Annotated in this window: 15 protein-coding genes, 1 tRNA gene and 1 pseudogene; 10 read left to right on the top strand and 7 right to left on the bottom strand. The window is 40.6% G+C overall.

Going from position 1 to position 16829, the window contains the following annotated elements; genetic code table 11:
• Window positions 1–36 precede the first annotated feature (36 nt).
• Together Bealeia2_RS05090 and Bealeia2_RS05085 are read left to right on the top strand one after the other, a co-directional pair.
• A complete protein-coding gene (locus Bealeia2_RS05090; protein WP_331256040.1) occupies window positions 37–1932 on the top strand; it encodes a hypothetical protein in 1896 nt (631 codons plus the stop codon).
• A 125-nt stretch (window positions 1933–2057) separates the two neighbouring features.
• Window positions 2058–3203 carry a cation:dicarboxylate symporter family transporter gene (locus Bealeia2_RS05085; protein ID WP_331256039.1) on the top strand — a complete coding sequence of 382 codons (1146 nt, stop codon included), beginning with the start codon at window positions 2058–2060 and terminating at the stop codon, window positions 3201–3203.
• An 87-nt stretch (window positions 3204–3290) separates the two neighbouring features.
• On the opposite strand, the gene Bealeia2_RS05080 is transcribed toward Bealeia2_RS05085, so the two are convergent.
• Entirely contained in the window at window positions 3291–4556 is a 1266-nt protein-coding gene (locus Bealeia2_RS05080; RefSeq protein ID WP_331255482.1) for an ISNCY family transposase, read from the bottom strand.
• Between the two features lie 173 nt (window positions 4557–4729).
• Between Bealeia2_RS05080 and Bealeia2_RS05075 the strand changes: the two genes are divergently transcribed.
• Window positions 4730–5776, top strand: coding sequence for a hypothetical protein (locus Bealeia2_RS05075; protein ID WP_331256038.1), 1047 nt, complete (start codon window positions 4730–4732; stop codon window positions 5774–5776).
• Window positions 5777–6083: 307 nt separating this feature from the next.
• Here the strand turns inward: Bealeia2_RS05075 and Bealeia2_RS05070 are convergent, their stop codons facing one another.
• Complete coding sequence (locus Bealeia2_RS05070) at window positions 6084–8282, bottom strand: PDDEXK family nuclease (RefSeq protein ID WP_331256037.1); 2199 nt, start codon at window positions 8280–8282, stop codon at window positions 6084–6086.
• Window positions 8283–8750: 468 nt separating this feature from the next.
• Here Bealeia2_RS05070 and Bealeia2_RS10545 point away from each other — a divergent pair, with 468 nt between their 5' ends.
• On the top strand, window positions 8751–8864 hold the full coding sequence (locus Bealeia2_RS10545) for a hypothetical protein (RefSeq protein WP_422388046.1): 114 nt from the start codon (window positions 8751–8753) through the stop codon (window positions 8862–8864).
• A 56-nt stretch (window positions 8865–8920) separates the two neighbouring features.
• Here Bealeia2_RS10545 and Bealeia2_RS05065 read toward each other — a convergent pair whose 3' ends face one another.
• From Bealeia2_RS05065 to Bealeia2_RS05055, 3 genes are all read right to left on the bottom strand, one after another.
• Window positions 8921–10483 (bottom strand): type II toxin-antitoxin system YoeB family toxin, encoded by a 1563-nt coding sequence (locus tag Bealeia2_RS05065; RefSeq protein ID WP_331256036.1) that lies wholly within the window; start codon window positions 10481–10483, stop codon window positions 8921–8923.
• A gap of 372 nt (window positions 10484–10855) precedes the next feature.
• Complete coding sequence (locus Bealeia2_RS05060) at window positions 10856–11431, bottom strand: hypothetical protein (protein ID WP_331256035.1); 576 nt, start codon at window positions 11429–11431, stop codon at window positions 10856–10858.
• 317 nt (window positions 11432–11748) lie between these two features.
• Complete coding sequence (locus tag Bealeia2_RS05055) at window positions 11749–12900, bottom strand: class I SAM-dependent methyltransferase (protein ID WP_331256034.1); 1152 nt, start codon at window positions 12898–12900, stop codon at window positions 11749–11751.
• A 166-nt stretch (window positions 12901–13066) separates the two neighbouring features.
• Between Bealeia2_RS05055 and Bealeia2_RS05050 the strand changes: the two genes are divergently transcribed.
• Entirely contained in the window at window positions 13067–13447 is a 381-nt protein-coding gene (locus Bealeia2_RS05050) for a response regulator (protein ID WP_331256033.1), read from the top strand.
• A gap of 13 nt (window positions 13448–13460) precedes the next feature.
• On the opposite strand, the gene Bealeia2_RS05045 is transcribed toward Bealeia2_RS05050, so the two are convergent.
• Window positions 13461–13547 (bottom strand) — tRNA-Leu (locus tag Bealeia2_RS05045).
• Window positions 13548–13629: 82 nt separating this feature from the next.
• Here Bealeia2_RS05045 and lipB point away from each other — a divergent pair.
• The 5 genes from lipB (at window position 13630) to Bealeia2_RS05020 (ending at window position 15991) form a co-directional block, all read left to right on the top strand.
• Entirely contained in the window at window positions 13630–14307 is a 678-nt protein-coding gene (gene lipB / locus Bealeia2_RS05040) for a lipoyl(octanoyl) transferase LipB (protein WP_331256032.1), read from the top strand.
• Window positions 14297–14521, top strand: coding sequence for a DUF167 domain-containing protein (locus Bealeia2_RS05035; protein WP_331256031.1), 225 nt, complete (start codon window positions 14297–14299; stop codon window positions 14519–14521). The genes lipB and Bealeia2_RS05035 overlap by 11 nt, the downstream gene beginning before the upstream one ends.
• An 86-nt stretch (window positions 14522–14607) precedes the next feature.
• Window positions 14608–15171 carry a ribosome hibernation-promoting factor, HPF/YfiA family gene (gene hpf, locus Bealeia2_RS05030; RefSeq protein WP_331256030.1) on the top strand — a complete coding sequence of 188 codons (564 nt, stop codon included), beginning with the start codon at window positions 14608–14610 and terminating at the stop codon, window positions 15169–15171.
• A gap of 10 nt (window positions 15172–15181) precedes the next feature.
• Window positions 15182–15445: a hypothetical protein gene (locus Bealeia2_RS05025; RefSeq protein WP_331256029.1), complete on the top strand. Its 264-nt coding sequence runs from the start codon at window positions 15182–15184 to the stop codon at window positions 15443–15445.
• A 108-nt stretch (window positions 15446–15553) separates the two neighbouring features.
• Entirely contained in the window at window positions 15554–15991 is a 438-nt protein-coding gene (locus tag Bealeia2_RS05020; protein WP_331256028.1) for an NUDIX domain-containing protein, read from the top strand.
• Between the two features lie 25 nt (window positions 15992–16016).
• On the opposite strand, the pseudogene Bealeia2_RS05015 reads toward Bealeia2_RS05020, so the two are convergent.
• Window positions 16017–16808 (bottom strand): annotated as a pseudogene (locus Bealeia2_RS05015) (oxidoreductase); the annotation flags it as partial.
• Between the last annotated feature and the right edge of the window lie 21 nt (window positions 16809–16829).

Raw genomic sequence — 16829 nt, 5'->3', positions numbered from 1 at the left:
TTTAAATATAAAAAAATAAATTAAAAGATTTTTATAATGTTATTTTCAAAATCAAGATTTTTTCTTACAACGTCTTTATTAGCAATTCTCATGTCGCCTGTACTCTCGGCGATGGACGATCAAGATCAAACACCAGGCACAATTTCAAAAAAGAAGAAGACACTTGCGACTCAAGAAGAAAATGAAGATCAAAAACTTCAAAACATCAAGGATTATTTAAACGCTTATGAAGTTTATGCTCATGCTTCCTTAGACTACATATCTGAGAAGCTTTCAGATTTTGTGGGCCCTATTGTAAATATTATTTATAATTGTCTAGACACCTATGATTTGGCCGAATCAAAGTCAGCATCTTTAGCGGACGCTATGAAAGTAATATTAAAATCTGATGTCACAAAAGAAGATTTTCTTGATTCTGAAAAATTTACGATAAAATTAAAAAAAGCCCTCCTTATAAGCATCACCTCTTCTACTTCCTCTGATTTTTTAACTGCCCCCTTAATAGCGTTCATACAAAACAAAGTTACATTGCGTGAACAAGATAATTTAAAATTCTTTACACATCTCTCATCGACCCTGTCATCAAATGCATCATCAATCCATTCAACCCAAGTATCTTATAACACAAAAGAATCTAAAGTTACTTATGAAAACGGCAGAATTAACGAGCTCTTTGATTTTTACCAATTCACTTTTGAAGATTTTCAAGCCTTTAAAAGATTACAGCAAAAAGTGAAGACCTCTCTTACGTTAGAAAACGCCCGTAATTTTGTAATTGAATATAATAAGATAAGACAAATCACTCGTTTTGAATTTTTGATTGTTGCCAGACAGAAAAAAGTTCCGTTTTATCTTCTAACAATGAATTTTGATGATCCTTGGATAAATCAAACTTTGTTTCACAAAAAAGAAGACGTCGCGGCCTCCAAGAGATTAATCAAGATGTTAAATATACCAAATAAAGAAGCTCCTGATTTTGATTCACTTCCTTTTTACATGAGGGGCGCCGAATTATTTTTTGAGGGGTGGTGTATTAGCGATGATTTTGAAATACAAAAAAAACAAGATAACTCAAAATTAAAGTCATTGCAAATTGTCGATCCAAGCGGCTATGTAACAAAACAAAAAATTCAGCACGATTTTCAATACTTTTCCACCGCTTTTGTGAAACAAGAAAATTCTAAATATGCTGAAGCCATGAAAACCCAAAAAAAGAGGAAAAATGAGCTGAAAAAAAAGCAAGCTGAAGAACAAGAAAAACTTGAAGCGATAAAAAAGAAAACCACAACACCTTCCAAAACAAACGCCCCTCAAACGACGCCTAAAAAAACAAAAGAAACATCCTTAAAAGTTGAAGACAATATTCTCCTTTCCCAAAGTGAGGAGACACCCGTCCTCATAACTTCAACAGCGAAAATGAATGAAATTAAACAAGAAGTTCCTGGCCATATACCTTCGGATCATCAACTTTCCCAACTTTATGAGGGAGAAAAATTGCCAAAAAATCCTGTTAAAAAGGAAAAGCCACTTAATAAAGGCAAAAAAGAGGCCATTCTTAACGAAATAGAGGAAAAAAAAGAGGTTGAAAAGAAAAATGAAAATCAAAACGTACGTCCCTCCTCTGTCCTCTATGATTATGACGATCCTATTTTTAATGATATTTTCACAACAAATAAAACTGTTGAAATGAAAGTCGTTTTTCAAGTTTTTAAAAACTTAAAACTGAAATTCACAATCACAGAGGGCTCTCACGGAACACTTCATTATTTTCCAGATTCAAAAAGTAAAACGCCCCATCCCTATACCGGGCATTTTTTTGAACTTCATGGTGCACGAACCCATTACTACTCCAATGAAATTGGATGGCTTGCGACAATTTTTCAAAATTGGGGTCTTATTGGTGACTTGAGGGATTACAGTCCAAAATCTTAAGATTGTGGGCCAAAACCATTTTGATGGCATTTTGAAAGTTCATCCTTTATGATCACGAAAACTTAAAATCGTGTTGTGACGTGATGAACATTTTTGCAAAACCTCAATACCTGACTTTGCTTCTAATGGCATTTGTTATCCTTTTCGGATCCCTTATGCCAAATGCTTTTGCTGAGGGGGCTTATACATTAAGCCTTCTCATCAAAGAGTTTTTAATGTGGGTTTTGCCCTTCGCTGTGATGATTTATATTACCTTCACACTCTCTCAATTTCAAAAGCAAGCTTTCGCCTTAGTCTTCATCCTTTTGATTTTTGAAGCCCTCTCCAACGCCTTGAGCGTCAATTATGCCTGGGGCATCGGTGCGCTTTTGGAAGATATGTTCCGCGCAACAGTCACAGCATCCATCGTGGGCGAGCCCCAATCTCTCAGTCCTTATTTTACGATTTCTTTTTTAAGGCCCTCTTTTTGGAGCGCCTCAAAAGGGACTTATATTGGATTGGGATTGGGGCTGATTTTGGCGTTCTCTCCCCTCACCTCTTTGCAACGAGGGCTTGAAAAATGTAAAACACTTGTGGATTTTATATTCCAAAAAATCTTTACACGCTTTGTACCCTTTTTTGTCTTTGGATTTTTGCTAAATATTCAAAAAAGCGGACATGTTTCTTCCCTTTGGGCCGCCTATGGCCTGTCTCTTATTTGGATTGTGGGAGCTATTTTAGCGTATTTAGTTGTGCTTTATGGAATTTCCTCAGGATTTCGTTTGAAGGTTTTGATAGCGCAATTAAAAAATACGCTACCCACAGGCCTCATTGCTTTTACCTCAGCCTCCTCAGCAGCCACCATGCCGTTTACAATTGAGGCCGCGCGTAAAAATGTCCACAATCCTGACTTTGCCTCTATGGTTATCCCCGCCACAACCAATATTCAACAGATTGGGGATTGCATCGCCAATGCCCTTTTTGGAATTGTCTTGATGCTCAATCACGGAATTCCTTTTCCAGACGCCTCAACTTGGATTCCTTTTATGGTTTTATTCGTGCTCGCCCGCTATACAACGGCGGCCGTGATGGGAGGTGCCATTTTTATAGTCCTTCCCCTTTTTGAAGCTTACCTTGGCTTTACGCCTGAAATGTTGGCCCTTCTTTTGGCCTTTAATATTATTATGGACCCTATTATTACGGCCTCTAATGTTTTAGCCAATGGATCCCTCTGTATTACCTTTGAAAAAGTGTGGAGGATTTTTCAAAGGTGCCCTCTTCCTCAAAATTAGATTTTTACTTTTCCTGTCAAGGCAATTTAGAAATGTCCGCTTTGAGTTGAATTATTATCCACAAGTCCATAGCCCTCTCTCGCGCTCTCAAGCGCAAGAGAGACTTGGGGCTGTGGACCCTGTGGGTAATAAGAAGTCTGGGTTTATTTTGGGGAAGATTTCCTGGTCAAAAACATGATCTAAGTCCTTACGATCAGCTAGAATGGGCCCCCTTGTCACCCTATCCAGCGCCATCACGCTTAAGACTTCTTCTCCAAGCATCACCTCTATTGCCCCCGTATAATGTTGATAAATTGTGACTTTTTTATTCTGGTAGCGATAGCCTTTTCCAGGCACTTGAACTTGATAGGCCTGCCCTTCCAAAGAGAATTCAAGGTTTTTTGAAAGCTTGCGCGTGACGTGATGAGATAAAATTCGTCGCAACCTTTGCGCGTCGATAGGTACGTCACGGTGCAGATCTTTCGGGTTTGCCGCATCAACGGCGAACTTTTGGTTATACTTCTCGATAAACGCCGGCAAATAGGCATTGGCAGTCGCAATATCGCAGATACCTCTCAAACGCATCTCTTTGATTAAGCGATCTTGCAGCGTTTGATTCGCCCGCTCGACACGGCCCTTGGCTTGGGGTGAGTAAGCGCAAATCAACTCAATTCCTAAATCTTTCATGGCGCGATGCAGCTCAGTAGCTTGGTAATATCCGTCAGTTGTGCGCGTTGTTTTAAAAATGCTGTGCCGGTCACTATAATAGGCCAGAGGCAGACCATGCTGCTCGAGGTGTGATTCCATGGCTCGGAAATAGCCGGCAGTGGTCTCCGATTCTTCAAATCGCATAGATACGATGCGGCTGGTGGCATCGTCTACAAAGACGAGCAAACAACACTTTGCACGCCGTCCCTCAAACCAATCATGGTGCGACCCATCAATCTGTACAAGCTCACCAAAGCACGAGCGGCGCTGACGGGATTGATGCAGAGGCGAGCTTTTCCGAATTTTCCCGCTCCATAATGCATCGGCTATCATCCATTGTCGCAGAGTTTCTTTGTTGATCTTAAGCCCCTCATTCTCCAACAGTTTCTCGCTGGCTAGCGTCGGACCAAAATCCGCATAACGATTCCGAACTGCCTCAAGAACTCTGGCTTTGAAGCCCTCTGAATGCGCACGATTACTGCCCGATATAGCACGCCGTTTAATCCCGGAAGGTCCCTCAACAGAAATTCTCGCCTGCAAACGCCTCACTTGCCGAGCACTCAAACCTAACTCTGCCGCACCTTCACCTTGGCGCAGCAGACCTCGTTTTATGTCATCCAATATCTTTAGTTTTTCCATCTCGGCCTCGCTATACAATGTCTCCATTCATCCTCCTGCTTGCTGACTGCATCAGCATAAAACTTAAGGACAAATCCGGACATTTCTAAATTGCTTAACCGGACATTTTCAAATTGCTCCTACAGATTTTTACTTTTCCTTGACAAGAAAATTAATTTAAAATTATATACTCCCAATTATTTTTTTGTTGAGTCATTTTTATGAATAAAGTTTTAAATTATTTTAAAATCACCATCTGTTTAACAGTAGTTTTCTTAACGGCTCCTGTGGTTGCTGTTGAGGAAGGCACTGATTTATGGGCTTCTCATCTCATCGTTGTGAAAAAGCTAAATCTTGCTTTCTCAATATTGAAGGAAAAGATGACTCTGGTTAATCAGGGGATCCCTCAAGCCAAGAATTTTGGATATAATTTTCCAGGGGTGCTCCCTCCTTTGGAAAGCGCCCTTACAGAAACGCATAAATTGTTTAAATCTCATAAAGAGCCCCCCTTAATATTGGACGCCCCATCAGGTTGGGGATATGCCTCTTGGAAATTTCTGGTGGCTGGCGGAAGAGTTGTTCCTATGGAGCTTCAAAAGGAGCTTGAACCAAAAATTAAAGAAAATTTAATGCGCGCAGAGAACTACCTTCCAAATGAAAAAAGCTTAAAAGATCTGGAAACTTTCAAAGGCCTTGTTCCTTTAATTTCGATGGAGAACGTTTTGAACTTTGAGAGACCTGCGTATGACTATAGGTATGATGGTACTTATTCAGGAAATCTTATCCACTTTTTAACTCCAGATGAAACTGAACTCTACACTAAAAAATTGTATGAAGTTACCAAACCGGGAGGTTTTGCAGTGGCTTCTGTCGTTGGCCCTTGCGCCGAAGACGTCATTGTAGATTTTTGGGAAAAACAACGAAAACAAGAGGTTAAATCCCCGGGGTACATGACCCATGAAATAGACGAATTCAATGATGATGAATACGTGGGTGCCTATAAAGTGGGGAGCACGAAACCTCATTTTGGAAAGAGATATGTCACTGTCCACAGTATGGACCCGGAAACTCTTGCTAAATTTTATTCCAATGCTGGGTTTGAAGTGAAAGAGTCTTATTGGTATGATGCTGACTATAGTGAAGAATCAAAAAAATATAAGTTTGATGAGCTGAGCTTGAGTCAATTAAAAGAGCAAAGGCTTCGTTATTCTGGAATCTTGGCCTTTAAGCCTCAATCCAACACATCAAGTAAAGGCGAACAAAACTGAACACCTTTGCTCGGCTGCCGGTCAGTTTGTCTTCTGTGTGATTAGCGATATATATCCATCGTGAATGAAACTTGGTGATAAAGATTTGAATAAAAAATTAACGCATAAACGCTAGGGTTCTGAAATTCTAAAGTGATATTTAATTCAACTTGCTAGGCGTTATTTCAGCGCCGACTCAAGTATTTCCTTAAAGGCGAGGGTGTTTTCCCTATCCCACTTATCTTCATAAAAAAGAGAGGGTGCCATTCAAACATAAGCACTTGCGGCGCGAATGAATAGCCCTCTCCTCAAGAAAAAGCAGGGTCAGCTATGACTCGGCACCATTTGAGAAATCTATTTCTCCGGATGATTGTGGTAGTAATCTTTTCTTGAAGGGAAGGTTGATTTCGCTTTCTTTGTTTTCGGGTGTTTTCTGTGCATCAGGCATGGTATTTTTGTCGGATCCATCGTTTGAGAATAGGAACTTCCTCTTTTTATAGGCAAGCCTAAGATTGCTCTCATTTAGATCTTTGCCTTCCCCTAAATTCAAAACAATATTCATGGCAGAGGATTTGAAATTTTCACGCCCCTTTGAGGTCTCCTGATGTGGAGAGCTTAAATTCAACGTCTGCAAAATGGGGGAGAGCTTTTCATTAAAATAGCCGAACTTTTCTTGCTCGTTTTTCAACAGATTCCATTCAAAATAAGGGATGGCCAGAACAGAGCAAACTTTTCCCTCTGAGTCATTGAGAAGAATGTGTTCCTTAAGCCTATCTTCTGGTTTTGCCGTTTTGTGATCGCTGAGAAAATGAGAAGGCCCCTGAACTTCAACAACAATTCCATATTTTTTCAGATAGATATCCACAGGAGACATTACGGACTCAAAGAAAGCCTCTTCCTCAAGATCTCCAAGGTCTTTGTCTTTGGAATAAGATTGCAGGCTTTCAAAAACAGAATTTTGAAGTTGGGACGTTGTTATTTTATTTTTTTTTCCATGTTTTTTCGAAAGCAATTTGATCTCTTGAAAAAGGTCTTCAGCAAACTCTTTTTGAAGATTGAATCGCTGGATGGCCAGATAAATACTGTGTATTTCTGCTGAGGGATCCTGAAATTCCCCGTTCGTCCTTTTACTCAAAAAGGTTTCTTTCCAGGCTCCCACAAACTTTTGAGAGAAGGGGTTTCCTAAAAGAGCCTGCCCATAAAAAATGTTCGACAGTTCTTGCTCGTTAAACTTTGAGACGTGAGAAAGGGCTTGTATTTCCCAGTTTGCGAGGAACTTATCACTCAATTTTCCGCCCAACTTCGCATTGCCATAAAAAATGTTCGACAGTTCTTGCTCGTTAAACTTTGAGACGTGAGAAAGGGCTTCTGTTTCCCACTTTGCGAGGAAATTTGAACTTAGTTTTCCGCCCAACTGCGCATTTCCATAAAAAATGTTCGAGAGCTCTTGCTCGTTAAATGATTTGAGATGATTAGTGGCTTCCTCCTCCCATTTTTTGAGGAAATTACTTCCTAATATTCCGCCCAACTGCGCATTGCCATAAAAAATATTCGAGAGCTCTTGCTCCTTAAATTCATTGAGACGAGAAAGGGCTTGTGTTTCCCACTTTGCGAGGAAATCTCGACTCCACTTTCCGCCCAAAAGGGCATTTCCATAAAAAATATTCGAGAGCCCTTGCTGGCCAAATTTATCGAGACGAGAAAGGGCTCTCTCTTCCCAAGCTTTGAGGAAGTTATCACTCCACTTTCCGCCCAAAAGGGCATTTCCATAAAAAATGTTCGAGAGCTCTTGCTCGTTAAATGATTTGAGATGATTAGTGGCTTCCTCCTCCCATTTTTTGAGGAAATTACTTCCTAATATTCCGCCCAACTGCGCATTGCCATAAAAAATATTCGAGAGCTCTTGCTCCTTAAATGTATTCTGCTCTAGAAAACTAAAGGCGCGGTCTTCCCACAAGTCCAAAAATTCGGTTTGGGCTCTAAAATACTCATCTAAAACTGATTTGAGTTTAGGGTTCTTTTTAACTGCTTGACCCAGACTCGTCAGGACTCTTGCGATAAAGATATTGTTGATATTTCTTTTGTAATCTCTGTGATTTTTGTCTTTTATGATGTCCCGAATGGTATTGCACCATTTTACAACGCTTTGAGGATTGTGAAAGTTATCTTTGAGAAAGGAGAATAAGGAATTAAAATCTCTGATCGATTCCAAGGATTTTGTGAAATCAATTTTCTTGAGATCTATCTTCTCCTGAGAGGGTTGGGAATTGTTGGACGCACCAGAACCTTTTTTCTTTTTTCCTTGAAAATTTAAAGAATTTTCGCTCTTTTTATTCTCTGGGAAATATCCCTTTTTCTCATGTTTTATTTCGGAATTACTTTTGCCGTCGGAACGAGTTTTTTGTGAATAATCACGCTGATCATTAGAGTGTTTATTGTTTCCTCTGTGATCCTTGTGATACCCCTCCCCACCCGAGGCCTCTAAAAGCGCCGGCGATGAAACAGAACCCAGAATTGTACCCGTCAATAACACCAATGAAACACGATAAAACAAAATTTTTCCCCAAAAATAAAACTAAATCAAAATTAATATAACAATGATTTTTATTTTTTCAATACTTTTTTCAATTTGTAGGAGTTCATATGAAATGAGACTCAAGAGGCCTCGAGAATATGAGAGTGAATATAGTGCAAAGGAGTGAGGCCTTTCAAGGCGCGATGAGGCCGATAAGAATTATACTTTGAGACAGCTTGAGAGAGCTCAAAGCGCATAGCGCGAGAGTGTTCAACTAACTGTGTCAGCGGTTAAACATAGACCCCAGTTGGAGCCTTCCTTCAAAATATACATCGAGCTGAGAAATTGTCAAAGCCCAATTTTGCAAAAACACTGTCCCTTTTTCTGTAATTTTTTCAATGGCACAATAAATTAGGTTAAAAAGCGCAGATTCACTTGTAAAAGCGCTTTCTCCCCACTGACTCTCCTGACCTCAATTCTATTGAACATTGGTGGCATAAAATCAAATCCATCCTCCTCTCCATCGTCCAGAAAAACCCAGAAAACCTTCATCAACTCTTTGATAAACTCCTCCGTCAATATCTATCAATGTAACAGAGAAGTGCTATACTGTCTGACCTCAGATAAAAATCAGGAATCCCATGCAGACGCTACTTCTTCGTCAAAAACGTGTAATGCCCCTCAATTGAAAGGATAGTGACTTTCACTTTGTCCGGGTTTTGTGGGTCACTCTCAACGCTATAGACAAGTCGATCTTCTTTATTGATGCGCCTTGAAACTATTGTGCCTGATATATTTGAGGTATTTTTTAAAATCTCTGGCTGACCTGTCCCTTTGAGAAGGTTTCCACATTCGATGGACTCCAAGGCGTCATCCCAAAGTTCTTTAAGCTTGCTGTTTTTGACTTTCCCCTCTGCAACTTGCATGTCAATTTCTGCTTCAAACGCGCTCTCCAACGTGATGTCGGCGAAGTCCAAGATGACGTCTTTCTTTTCGTCGCCCTTTGAGAGGGTTAGAAAATCAATTTTAGAATTTTTAGAGCCTAAATCCTTTTTTGAACTCACATTATTGTTAGGTTTTGTCTTCTGTTTTTTAACCTGCCCCGCATTGATTGTGGGGGGTGTTATGTCAATATCTTGCTTACCTTCAGAACGAGAAGCTTCTGGTATAGTTTGATCCTGCTTCGTGACCAACTCCTCTTGTGGCTGATAGTTGTTGCTATTTTGCACGAACGACGTCTCAGAGGGGAGATTGCGGTTTGAGTTTTCCTGAGCCAGAAGTTCTAATTTTAATAATTTATTTTGATTACTGAGTAAGAGCCTTTTTTCAGAGATATCTTGGAGAGAGCTCTCATACAATTCTTTGTCTCTTGGTAAAATATTTTTATTTCCGTTGAGGGCTTCCTGAAAATAAATTTCAGCCAAATCTAAATTTTCATCAATACAAAGAGCCCACTCTCCTTGCAGAGCGGCCTTGTTATGCCACCTTACGTTTCTCAAACTTTTCTTAAAAAGCTTCTTAAGTTCGTCAAGTTTTCCCCAATACCCAACATTTGAAGGGGTGGGAGCGATTTTTCCTGTTTTATGAAGGTGGGCAACCTGTAAAAAACCCTTTGGTCTTCCTGATTGAAAGAAATACTCAACGGCTTTTTGTGGGGCATACAAGGGAGAATCGATCAAATAAGCTAGGCCTATATTAAACAATGAATGAGGTGTGTCAGAGACCTTATACTTTTCAATGGCTAAGGGGAGATTTGTCTTAACATCCTGCCCTTTTAAGGCGAAATGAAGATAATAATTTCCCATGCCGAGCGAAATCAATTTGTCGCGAGAATCATTCTTTAACTCCGCCCAAAACGGCTTTGTCTCGAGCTGAGGATTTTTTTTAAACATCTCTTTGAGTTGTTTCTCTTGCTCTTCAGCCAGTTGTAAATATGGAAAAACCTTCTCCTCCGTAGCACCTCGCTCCCGTTCATAATTTGCCAGGAACAGGTAAAGGGCGGGAAAAGGTCGTCCTTCTGTTTTCGCCTTTTCTTTTGATTTTTCCAAAAGGCGAGTGACTTCAGCATCATTGTTTTTTTTGTGATTCTCTATCCACGCCAGTTGGTAATATCCCAAAGACGTGTCGGATCTTGAGAACCAATTCCGTATCTTTGCGTTGTCTCTTTTGTTATGGTAATAGCATCCAAGACGATAGGCGACGAGGGATTCCATGTCTCTATCCGCCTTGTCATCCTGGGCTTTGGAAGAAAAGTAGTTTTCCGCAGCTTCTTTGAATTTTTCTTTGTTCGTTCTTCAATAGCGATGTGAAAGGTTCAAATAGGATAAGGCTGTGTTTGCTGCTATGTAATGCTTTTCTGCACACTGATCATATCCTAACGATTCGTACATTACAGCCAAATTTGTCCGAAATTTACATCCATTCTGGGCTCCCTTCTTGGACTTTTTACCCTGAGTCAGTTGCTGACGTGTCTCCTCTTTATGTTTCAGGTTCACAAATCTTTCCAACAGCCCCGTGTCCTTGCGGGTTTTCAAGTCGTTATTCAAAAATGTTGTATCCGTCTCAAAAGGGTTCTGCTGAGTAAATCATGTTATTCTGTCAAACTCTTCGGGCGCATCGCCCCCCTCCGTCGTATCCGGGTAATATGTCTTAAATTCATGGAGTTTCGAAAGAAAACCAGTCACTCGAGAGTTTTTGATGAGATCTTTTTGTTCCTTCCACTTTTCAAGTTGCTCCAGGGCTTGGACGTGCGGTTTACCAGTCTTAATCCACTCCCACTGAACTGCAAAAACAGTCCAAGAGAGGGCTCCCAGCGCGTCCCCCTTTTTCTCACACATCATCCCTAGCTTGTACATTGCGGACGTCTGTTCTGCCTCAGCCAAATCTTCCCAGATTTTCTGCGCGGAATCATTTTGATTTAGGATCATAAGCTGCACTGCAGAGCGGGTTTTTTCTTGAATCGAATTTGCGTCAAGTTTTTTAAACCGCCCCATGTAAAGGCGCTCAATCAAAGGCAATTGCGCGATCTGCTCCTCATCTGTTTGGATTTTTCTAGGAGTGGACTCTGTGGGGGTTTCTTCGTCAATCGGCTGCTGCATTGAAAATACAGGAGAAATAAACGTTGAAGCCAAAAGAATTGAGTATAATAAAGTGCGATTCATTGTAAAAAACCATTTAAAAATGTAAAATTATCACCCCTATAATATAAAATATCTATTTTTTCAACCGTTATTTCTAGACAATTAAAAAAGCACATAGTGCAGCAAGATGGCTTATTCAAAAGCGGGCATAGAATGCAAGAAATACAATGCAATTCAGCATGTTAAGAACGGAAGAGTCATTCGGAGGTTTTTCCCAAAAATCTCTGTTTTTCAATTCCAAAATTCTTGCATCTGATGTTATTAAAGTCATTCCCTTTCCTTTTTGTAAGCCTCTCCCTCAAACGCAAAATTTGAGGGGGGGGGATTTACTAGCCTACTTATTGACGTGGTTTTCTTTCGGCAATAACTGAAAGAAATTTATCTTCGTCATCCCACTCAGTCACCTTTGAATCAACAATATCAAAATCTTTCTCTAAATAGGATTTTAAACTCTCAAGCGTATGATAATACCGACCTTGTATCATGGTATTCGTCCAAGCCGTTTTATTTTCTTCCATAAACTCCATTTTATGACCAGGACTGGGAAGTTGACACGTCTTCCTGTTAACCATGGCGAACGTTTTGGGGAGAGCCTCAATGATCAAATGATCTACACCATTCTTTCTTATAGTTTTAATAGTTTCATAATAAACGAGACCAGGATCTTTTAAACCTTGTTGTGTTTGTTTTTCAATCCACTGAGCTTCGCGTGAATCAGGCACAATTGTTGAAACTGTCAAAGAAAGCCATGCCCCATCTTTCATCATACTTGCAAGGTTATCAACGAGTATTGATAATTCTTCTCCATTTAAAAAATGGGCTACACGGCTCATATTCACGCCATTAATCGCGTTCATATAGGCAGTTGGAACAGATCCTTTTGTTGCAAAATTACGCTTTAACTTTGAAAACCATTTTTTCTCAAAAATTTCCGGAAAAGATTTTTCAAGTTTGTCTTCAACCCTTAATCCCAGTTCATTCAATTGATTCTGCTGAATATCAACAGAGATTACTTGCGCATTACGCGTCATAAGGCACGATATCGTGTCATCTCCTTTTCCCCCACCAATATCAAGGATACGTTTAAAGGAGCCCGTACCACAATATTTTAAAAACGGACCCTGCATTTCCATTGAAGGTGGAAAACTATACCCTCCCTCTGTTTTAATTTTTAAATTCAATTTTGCATCGTCTTCTTGAATTGGGGTTGCTTTTGATTTCAACAGGGAATCAAACACCTTAACAGCGTCTTTCTTTTTCTCGACAGGCAAGTTGGGCATGCATTTTTCGATGTACTCTTTCACACTTACACTTTCAAACTCTTCAAATATAGAGGTCTTTTGTTTGGTGACCGCAGAAGCAGAAGCAGTAGAGCTAGAAGCTGAAATCTCCATTCCCTCTTTGGCCGTATTCATAGCCTGAAGATCAAAAAAGGACACACTGCACAAAAGGGCAAGTGAAATTGAATTGAGTGTTAAGTTGTTTTTCATATGTAAGTTCTCCAAAAGATTAAGATTTTCACAGTCTAAAATTTAGGACCGAAATTTCAAGCACAACTCTTTCATAGCACCTCTGCAAAAAGCAGTTCCCCAATTTGACGAAATCTGAAAAATAACGGATAAGTAATCCAAATAAGATTTCACTGATGTAAACACGATGATCATACCCAAAATATTGATGGTTGATGACGAGAAAGATTTAGAATTTCTCGCGCGCCAAAAGTTTAGAAAAGCACTCGCCGCCGAAAAATTTCAGCTTATCTTTGCACAAAATGGGCGGGATGCTCTATCCATTATTGAAAATGATCCCGAAATCGCGGTTATCATTTCAGATATTAATATGCCTGAAATGGACGGACTCACCCTTTTAAAACATACGCATACCCTGCGTCCGCATATCCGAACCATCCTTGTCTCAGCTTATGGAGATTTAACAACCCTTCGAAAAGCGATGAATTATCGTGCGTTTGATTTTGTGACGAAGCCCGTTGATTTTCAGGATCTTGAAGAATCGATCCTGAGAGCTCTTGAGATATAAACCACTTTTAAAATGGTGCGGTCGAGAAGACTCGAACTTCCACGGGATCTCTCCCACAGCGACCTCAACGCTGCGCGTCTACCAGTTCCGCCACGACCGCACAAAAAACATTCTTTTATAAGGATTGAAAGAATGCTACACCCTTCAACTGATAGAAACGAAGAATGTAGGGGCGTGTTAACATGGAATGTCCTCCTTTTGCAAGAGGTGAAAGTAAAGATTTTTGTCCTCCCCTACCGGAATGGAAAATTGAGGAAGGCCTCATCGATTATCCTAACGCTTTGGCGACCATGGAATCACGGGCTTTGGCCATTTTTCAAGATCAGGCCCCTGAATTAATTTGGCTTTGTGAACATCCTTCCCTTTACACCCTAGGCACCAGCGGCAAAGATGAGGACGTTTTGGAAAATGCACCATTTCCTGCCTTTCACTCAGGGCGCGGAGGTCAAGTCACCTATCACGGCCCCGGACAGCGCATCGCTTATGTGATGCTTGATCTTAAAAATCGCGGGGCTGATCTGCGGTCTTATGTCCGCAATCTTGAGGGATGGATTATCCAGGCTTTGCTCCACCTTGGCGTGACTGGGTTTCGTGCTGAAGGGCGCGTGGGAATTTGGGTAGATATAAATGGTCAGGAGAAAAAAATTGCAGCTATTGGTGTGAGAGTCAAAAAATGGGTAACCCTGCATGGGATTTCTTTGAATGTGAATCCAGATCTTTCTCATTACAACCATATTATTCCTTGCGGATTGCCTCAGTATGGCTTGACTTCCCTTGAGGACCTGGGAATCACAGCATCTTTCAAAGAGGTCGATCACGCGCTTCAAATCGCCTTTACTGAGGTCTTTCATGCGCATTAAGGTTCGTGTTATTGCAGGCGCACGCACTAATGAAATTTTAGAACTCGATGAACCTCACCATTACAAAGTCAAAGTCACAACGGTTCCTGAAAAAGGAAAAGCCAATACGGCCGTCATGAAAACTTTAGCAAAACATTTTCAAGTGAGTGCTTCAAAAATCAGGCTAATCAAGGGAGAAACTGCGTCCGATAAAATCTTTGAGATTATCCTCTAAAAATATTTCTCCCTTTTATTTGACTGTTAACCATTGGAGGATTATCCTGAAAGTAGGGAAAAACATTAAACTAAAGGGTGCTTCAAATGAAATTTATTATGACTGGTAAAAAACTTGATATTGGTGAGTCTTTGCGTGATCACACATCCTCAAAGATTGATGAAATCGTCAACAAATATGCCCTTGAGCCAATTGATTGCTCGGTGATCGTGACAAAAGATGGGTATCGCATTATCACAGATTTTGATCTTCATCTGGGAAAAGGTATTAATGTACGCACCCATTCAGAAGCGGACGATCCTTATGTGAGCGTGGATGCAGCCCTTGAAACACTTGAAAAACAACTTCGCAAATACAAAAAACGCATTACAGATCACCACAAAAAGCGCGATGTGGAATATGTAAAAACGTCCGCACAACAATATGTATTGGATAGCAGCTCTGAATCGCAAGAACTTGAAGCGCCTGTGATTATTGCTGAAATGAACACGGATATCCCCACTTTGTCTGTGGGAGAAGCCGTCATGCATATGGACCTCTCCAATTCTCCGGCACTTTTGTTCCTTAACGGATCTCATGGAAAAATGAATTTGGTTTATAAAAGAGCCGATGGAAATATTGGCTGGGTTGACCCCCATTCAGCCTCATAAGGAGACAGCCATGAAGACGATTTTCTCAAGCATTGTCATGATGGGGCTGCTTTTAGCTGCCCCTTCCTTAAGGGCGGAAGATAAAACGGAGACGCTTTATATTCAAGCACCCTCCAACGGTATTCAGCCTCCACCATCTATCCCCACCCCAGACTTTGCAGAACCCAGTAAAGCCGATGCCGTGGAGATTGATGTTGACGCTCTCAAAGCACGTGTAGACGCCCTTGAGAAAAAACTGGAAACCTGTGGTTGTGAGAAAACTCCTTTGAAGTAGGGAAATATAATCCTCCTTCCCTTGCGTTTTTGAAGTCCTCAAAAAAAAACAGATATTTTGACAAACTAACCTCTTGAAGGAATCGAAACCAACATTTAAAACACTTTTATGATTATTTGTCCTCATTTGATTTTAAGGAAGGAGAACCAGATCCTTCTTTTAAAGCGCAACCTTAATGCACACATTTATGGCGGTCATTGGCATTGTCCTACGGGTAAAATCGAGGGGGACGAAACCCCACTTCAAGCTATCATTCGAGAAGCTCATGAGGAAGTAGGAATCACTGTAAAAACGCCTCAATTTTCAACGGCGGTTTATCTCGATGCTATTTCCTGGGAAGATCCTTCCAAACGATGGCAAGATTTAAGCCTTTTCTTTGTCCACAATCTCCTCGTAAATGAAATTCCTTATAATATTGAACCTCAAAAGCATACTGATATGGGATGGTTTGATTCTGAAAACCTCCCAGACCCCATGATTCCAGTCGTTAGGCAAGGCATTCTTCAAAGCATTGAGAATATTTCTTATGGAGAACTCCTGGCGTAAAAAAATATTTTGCACCAAAAAGTGATCAAATTCCAATAATGGGATAGTCCGTATATCCTTCGATTCCTGACGTATAAAGAGTTGCGAAATCTGGTGCATTGAGGGGTGCATTATGCTTAAATCGATAAATTAAATCAGAATTTGCGAGGAAAGGTACCCCAAACGCAATAGCATCCCCCTCCCCTTCATTAATCGCTTTATTTCCAGTTTCCAGATTATAACCTCCATTTGTGATAAGGACGTTCTTGAAAACCTTACGAATATGAGGCGTCACCCGGGAGCCTTCTGTGGCCAACATATGACCTGGCAGGGCTTCAAGCGTATGTAAATAGCAAATATTTAAGTCATTCAATAGTTCTGCAGCGCGCACGAAAGTCCCAACAGGATCACTATCATTCATACTATTGTAATGAGATGTAGGAGAGAGGCGAACGCCGACACGATCAGATCCAATTTTATCGCAAACAGCTTTTGTAACTTCACAAAGGAAACGCAAGCGATTCTCAAGCGTACCACCATAGTCATCTTGACGCAGGTTGGAACCATCTCGAATAAATTGATCAATGAGATAACCGTTGGCCCCATGAATTTCCACACCATCAAAACCTGCCGTAATGGCTCTTTCAGAAGCCTCAGCATAGTGTTCTATAATTTTATGGATTTCTGGAATTGTCAGAGCCCGGGGTGTGACATAATTTTTTTTACCTTGAGGTGTATGAGTTTCCCCCTCAGCTGCAATCGCAGAGGGGCCCACAGGCAATTCACCATTAAGAAAATCTGGATGAGAAACTCGCCCCATATGCCAAAGTTGGACACGAGTTACGCAGTTTGCAGCAAA

The organism is Candidatus Bealeia paramacronuclearis, assembly GCF_035607555.1.
GTDB lineage: Bacteria > Pseudomonadota > Alphaproteobacteria > UBA9655 > UBA9655 > Bealeia > Bealeia paramacronuclearis.
Note: the sequence above shows the minus strand (reverse complement) of the source record. Positions and strands in the feature narration are given on the sequence as shown.

Coding starts and splice junctions, on each gene's coding strand:
- Bealeia2_RS05075 (WP_331256038.1), top strand. CDS start 4,730: ATGAATAAAGTTTTAAATTATTTTAAAATCACCATCTGTTTAACAGTA.
- Bealeia2_RS05060 (WP_331256035.1), bottom strand. CDS start 11,431: ATGAATCGCACTTTATTATACTCAATTCTTTTGGCTTCAACGTTTATT.
- Bealeia2_RS05085 (WP_331256039.1), top strand. CDS start 2,058: ATGGCATTTGTTATCCTTTTCGGATCCCTTATGCCAAATGCTTTTGCT.
- hpf (WP_331256030.1), top strand. CDS start 14,608: ATGAAATTTATTATGACTGGTAAAAAACTTGATATTGGTGAGTCTTTG.
- Bealeia2_RS05065 (WP_331256036.1), bottom strand. CDS start 10,483: ATGGAATCCCTCGTCGCCTATCGTCTTGGATGCTATTACCATAACAAA.
- Bealeia2_RS05020 (WP_331256028.1), top strand. CDS start 15,554: ATGATTATTTGTCCTCATTTGATTTTAAGGAAGGAGAACCAGATCCTT.
- Bealeia2_RS05025 (WP_331256029.1), top strand. CDS start 15,182: ATGAAGACGATTTTCTCAAGCATTGTCATGATGGGGCTGCTTTTAGCT.
- Bealeia2_RS05055 (WP_331256034.1), bottom strand. CDS start 12,900: ATGAAAAACAACTTAACACTCAATTCAATTTCACTTGCCCTTTTGTGC.
- Bealeia2_RS05080 (WP_331255482.1), bottom strand. CDS start 4,556: ATGGAGACATTGTATAGCGAGGCCGAGATGGAAAAACTAAAGATATTG.
- Bealeia2_RS05090 (WP_331256040.1), top strand. CDS start 37: ATGTTATTTTCAAAATCAAGATTTTTTCTTACAACGTCTTTATTAGCA.
- Bealeia2_RS05035 (WP_331256031.1), top strand. CDS start 14,297: ATGCGCATTAAGGTTCGTGTTATTGCAGGCGCACGCACTAATGAAATT.
- Bealeia2_RS05050 (WP_331256033.1), top strand. CDS start 13,067: ATGATCATACCCAAAATATTGATGGTTGATGACGAGAAAGATTTAGAA.
- lipB (WP_331256032.1), top strand. CDS start 13,630: ATGGAATGTCCTCCTTTTGCAAGAGGTGAAAGTAAAGATTTTTGTCCT.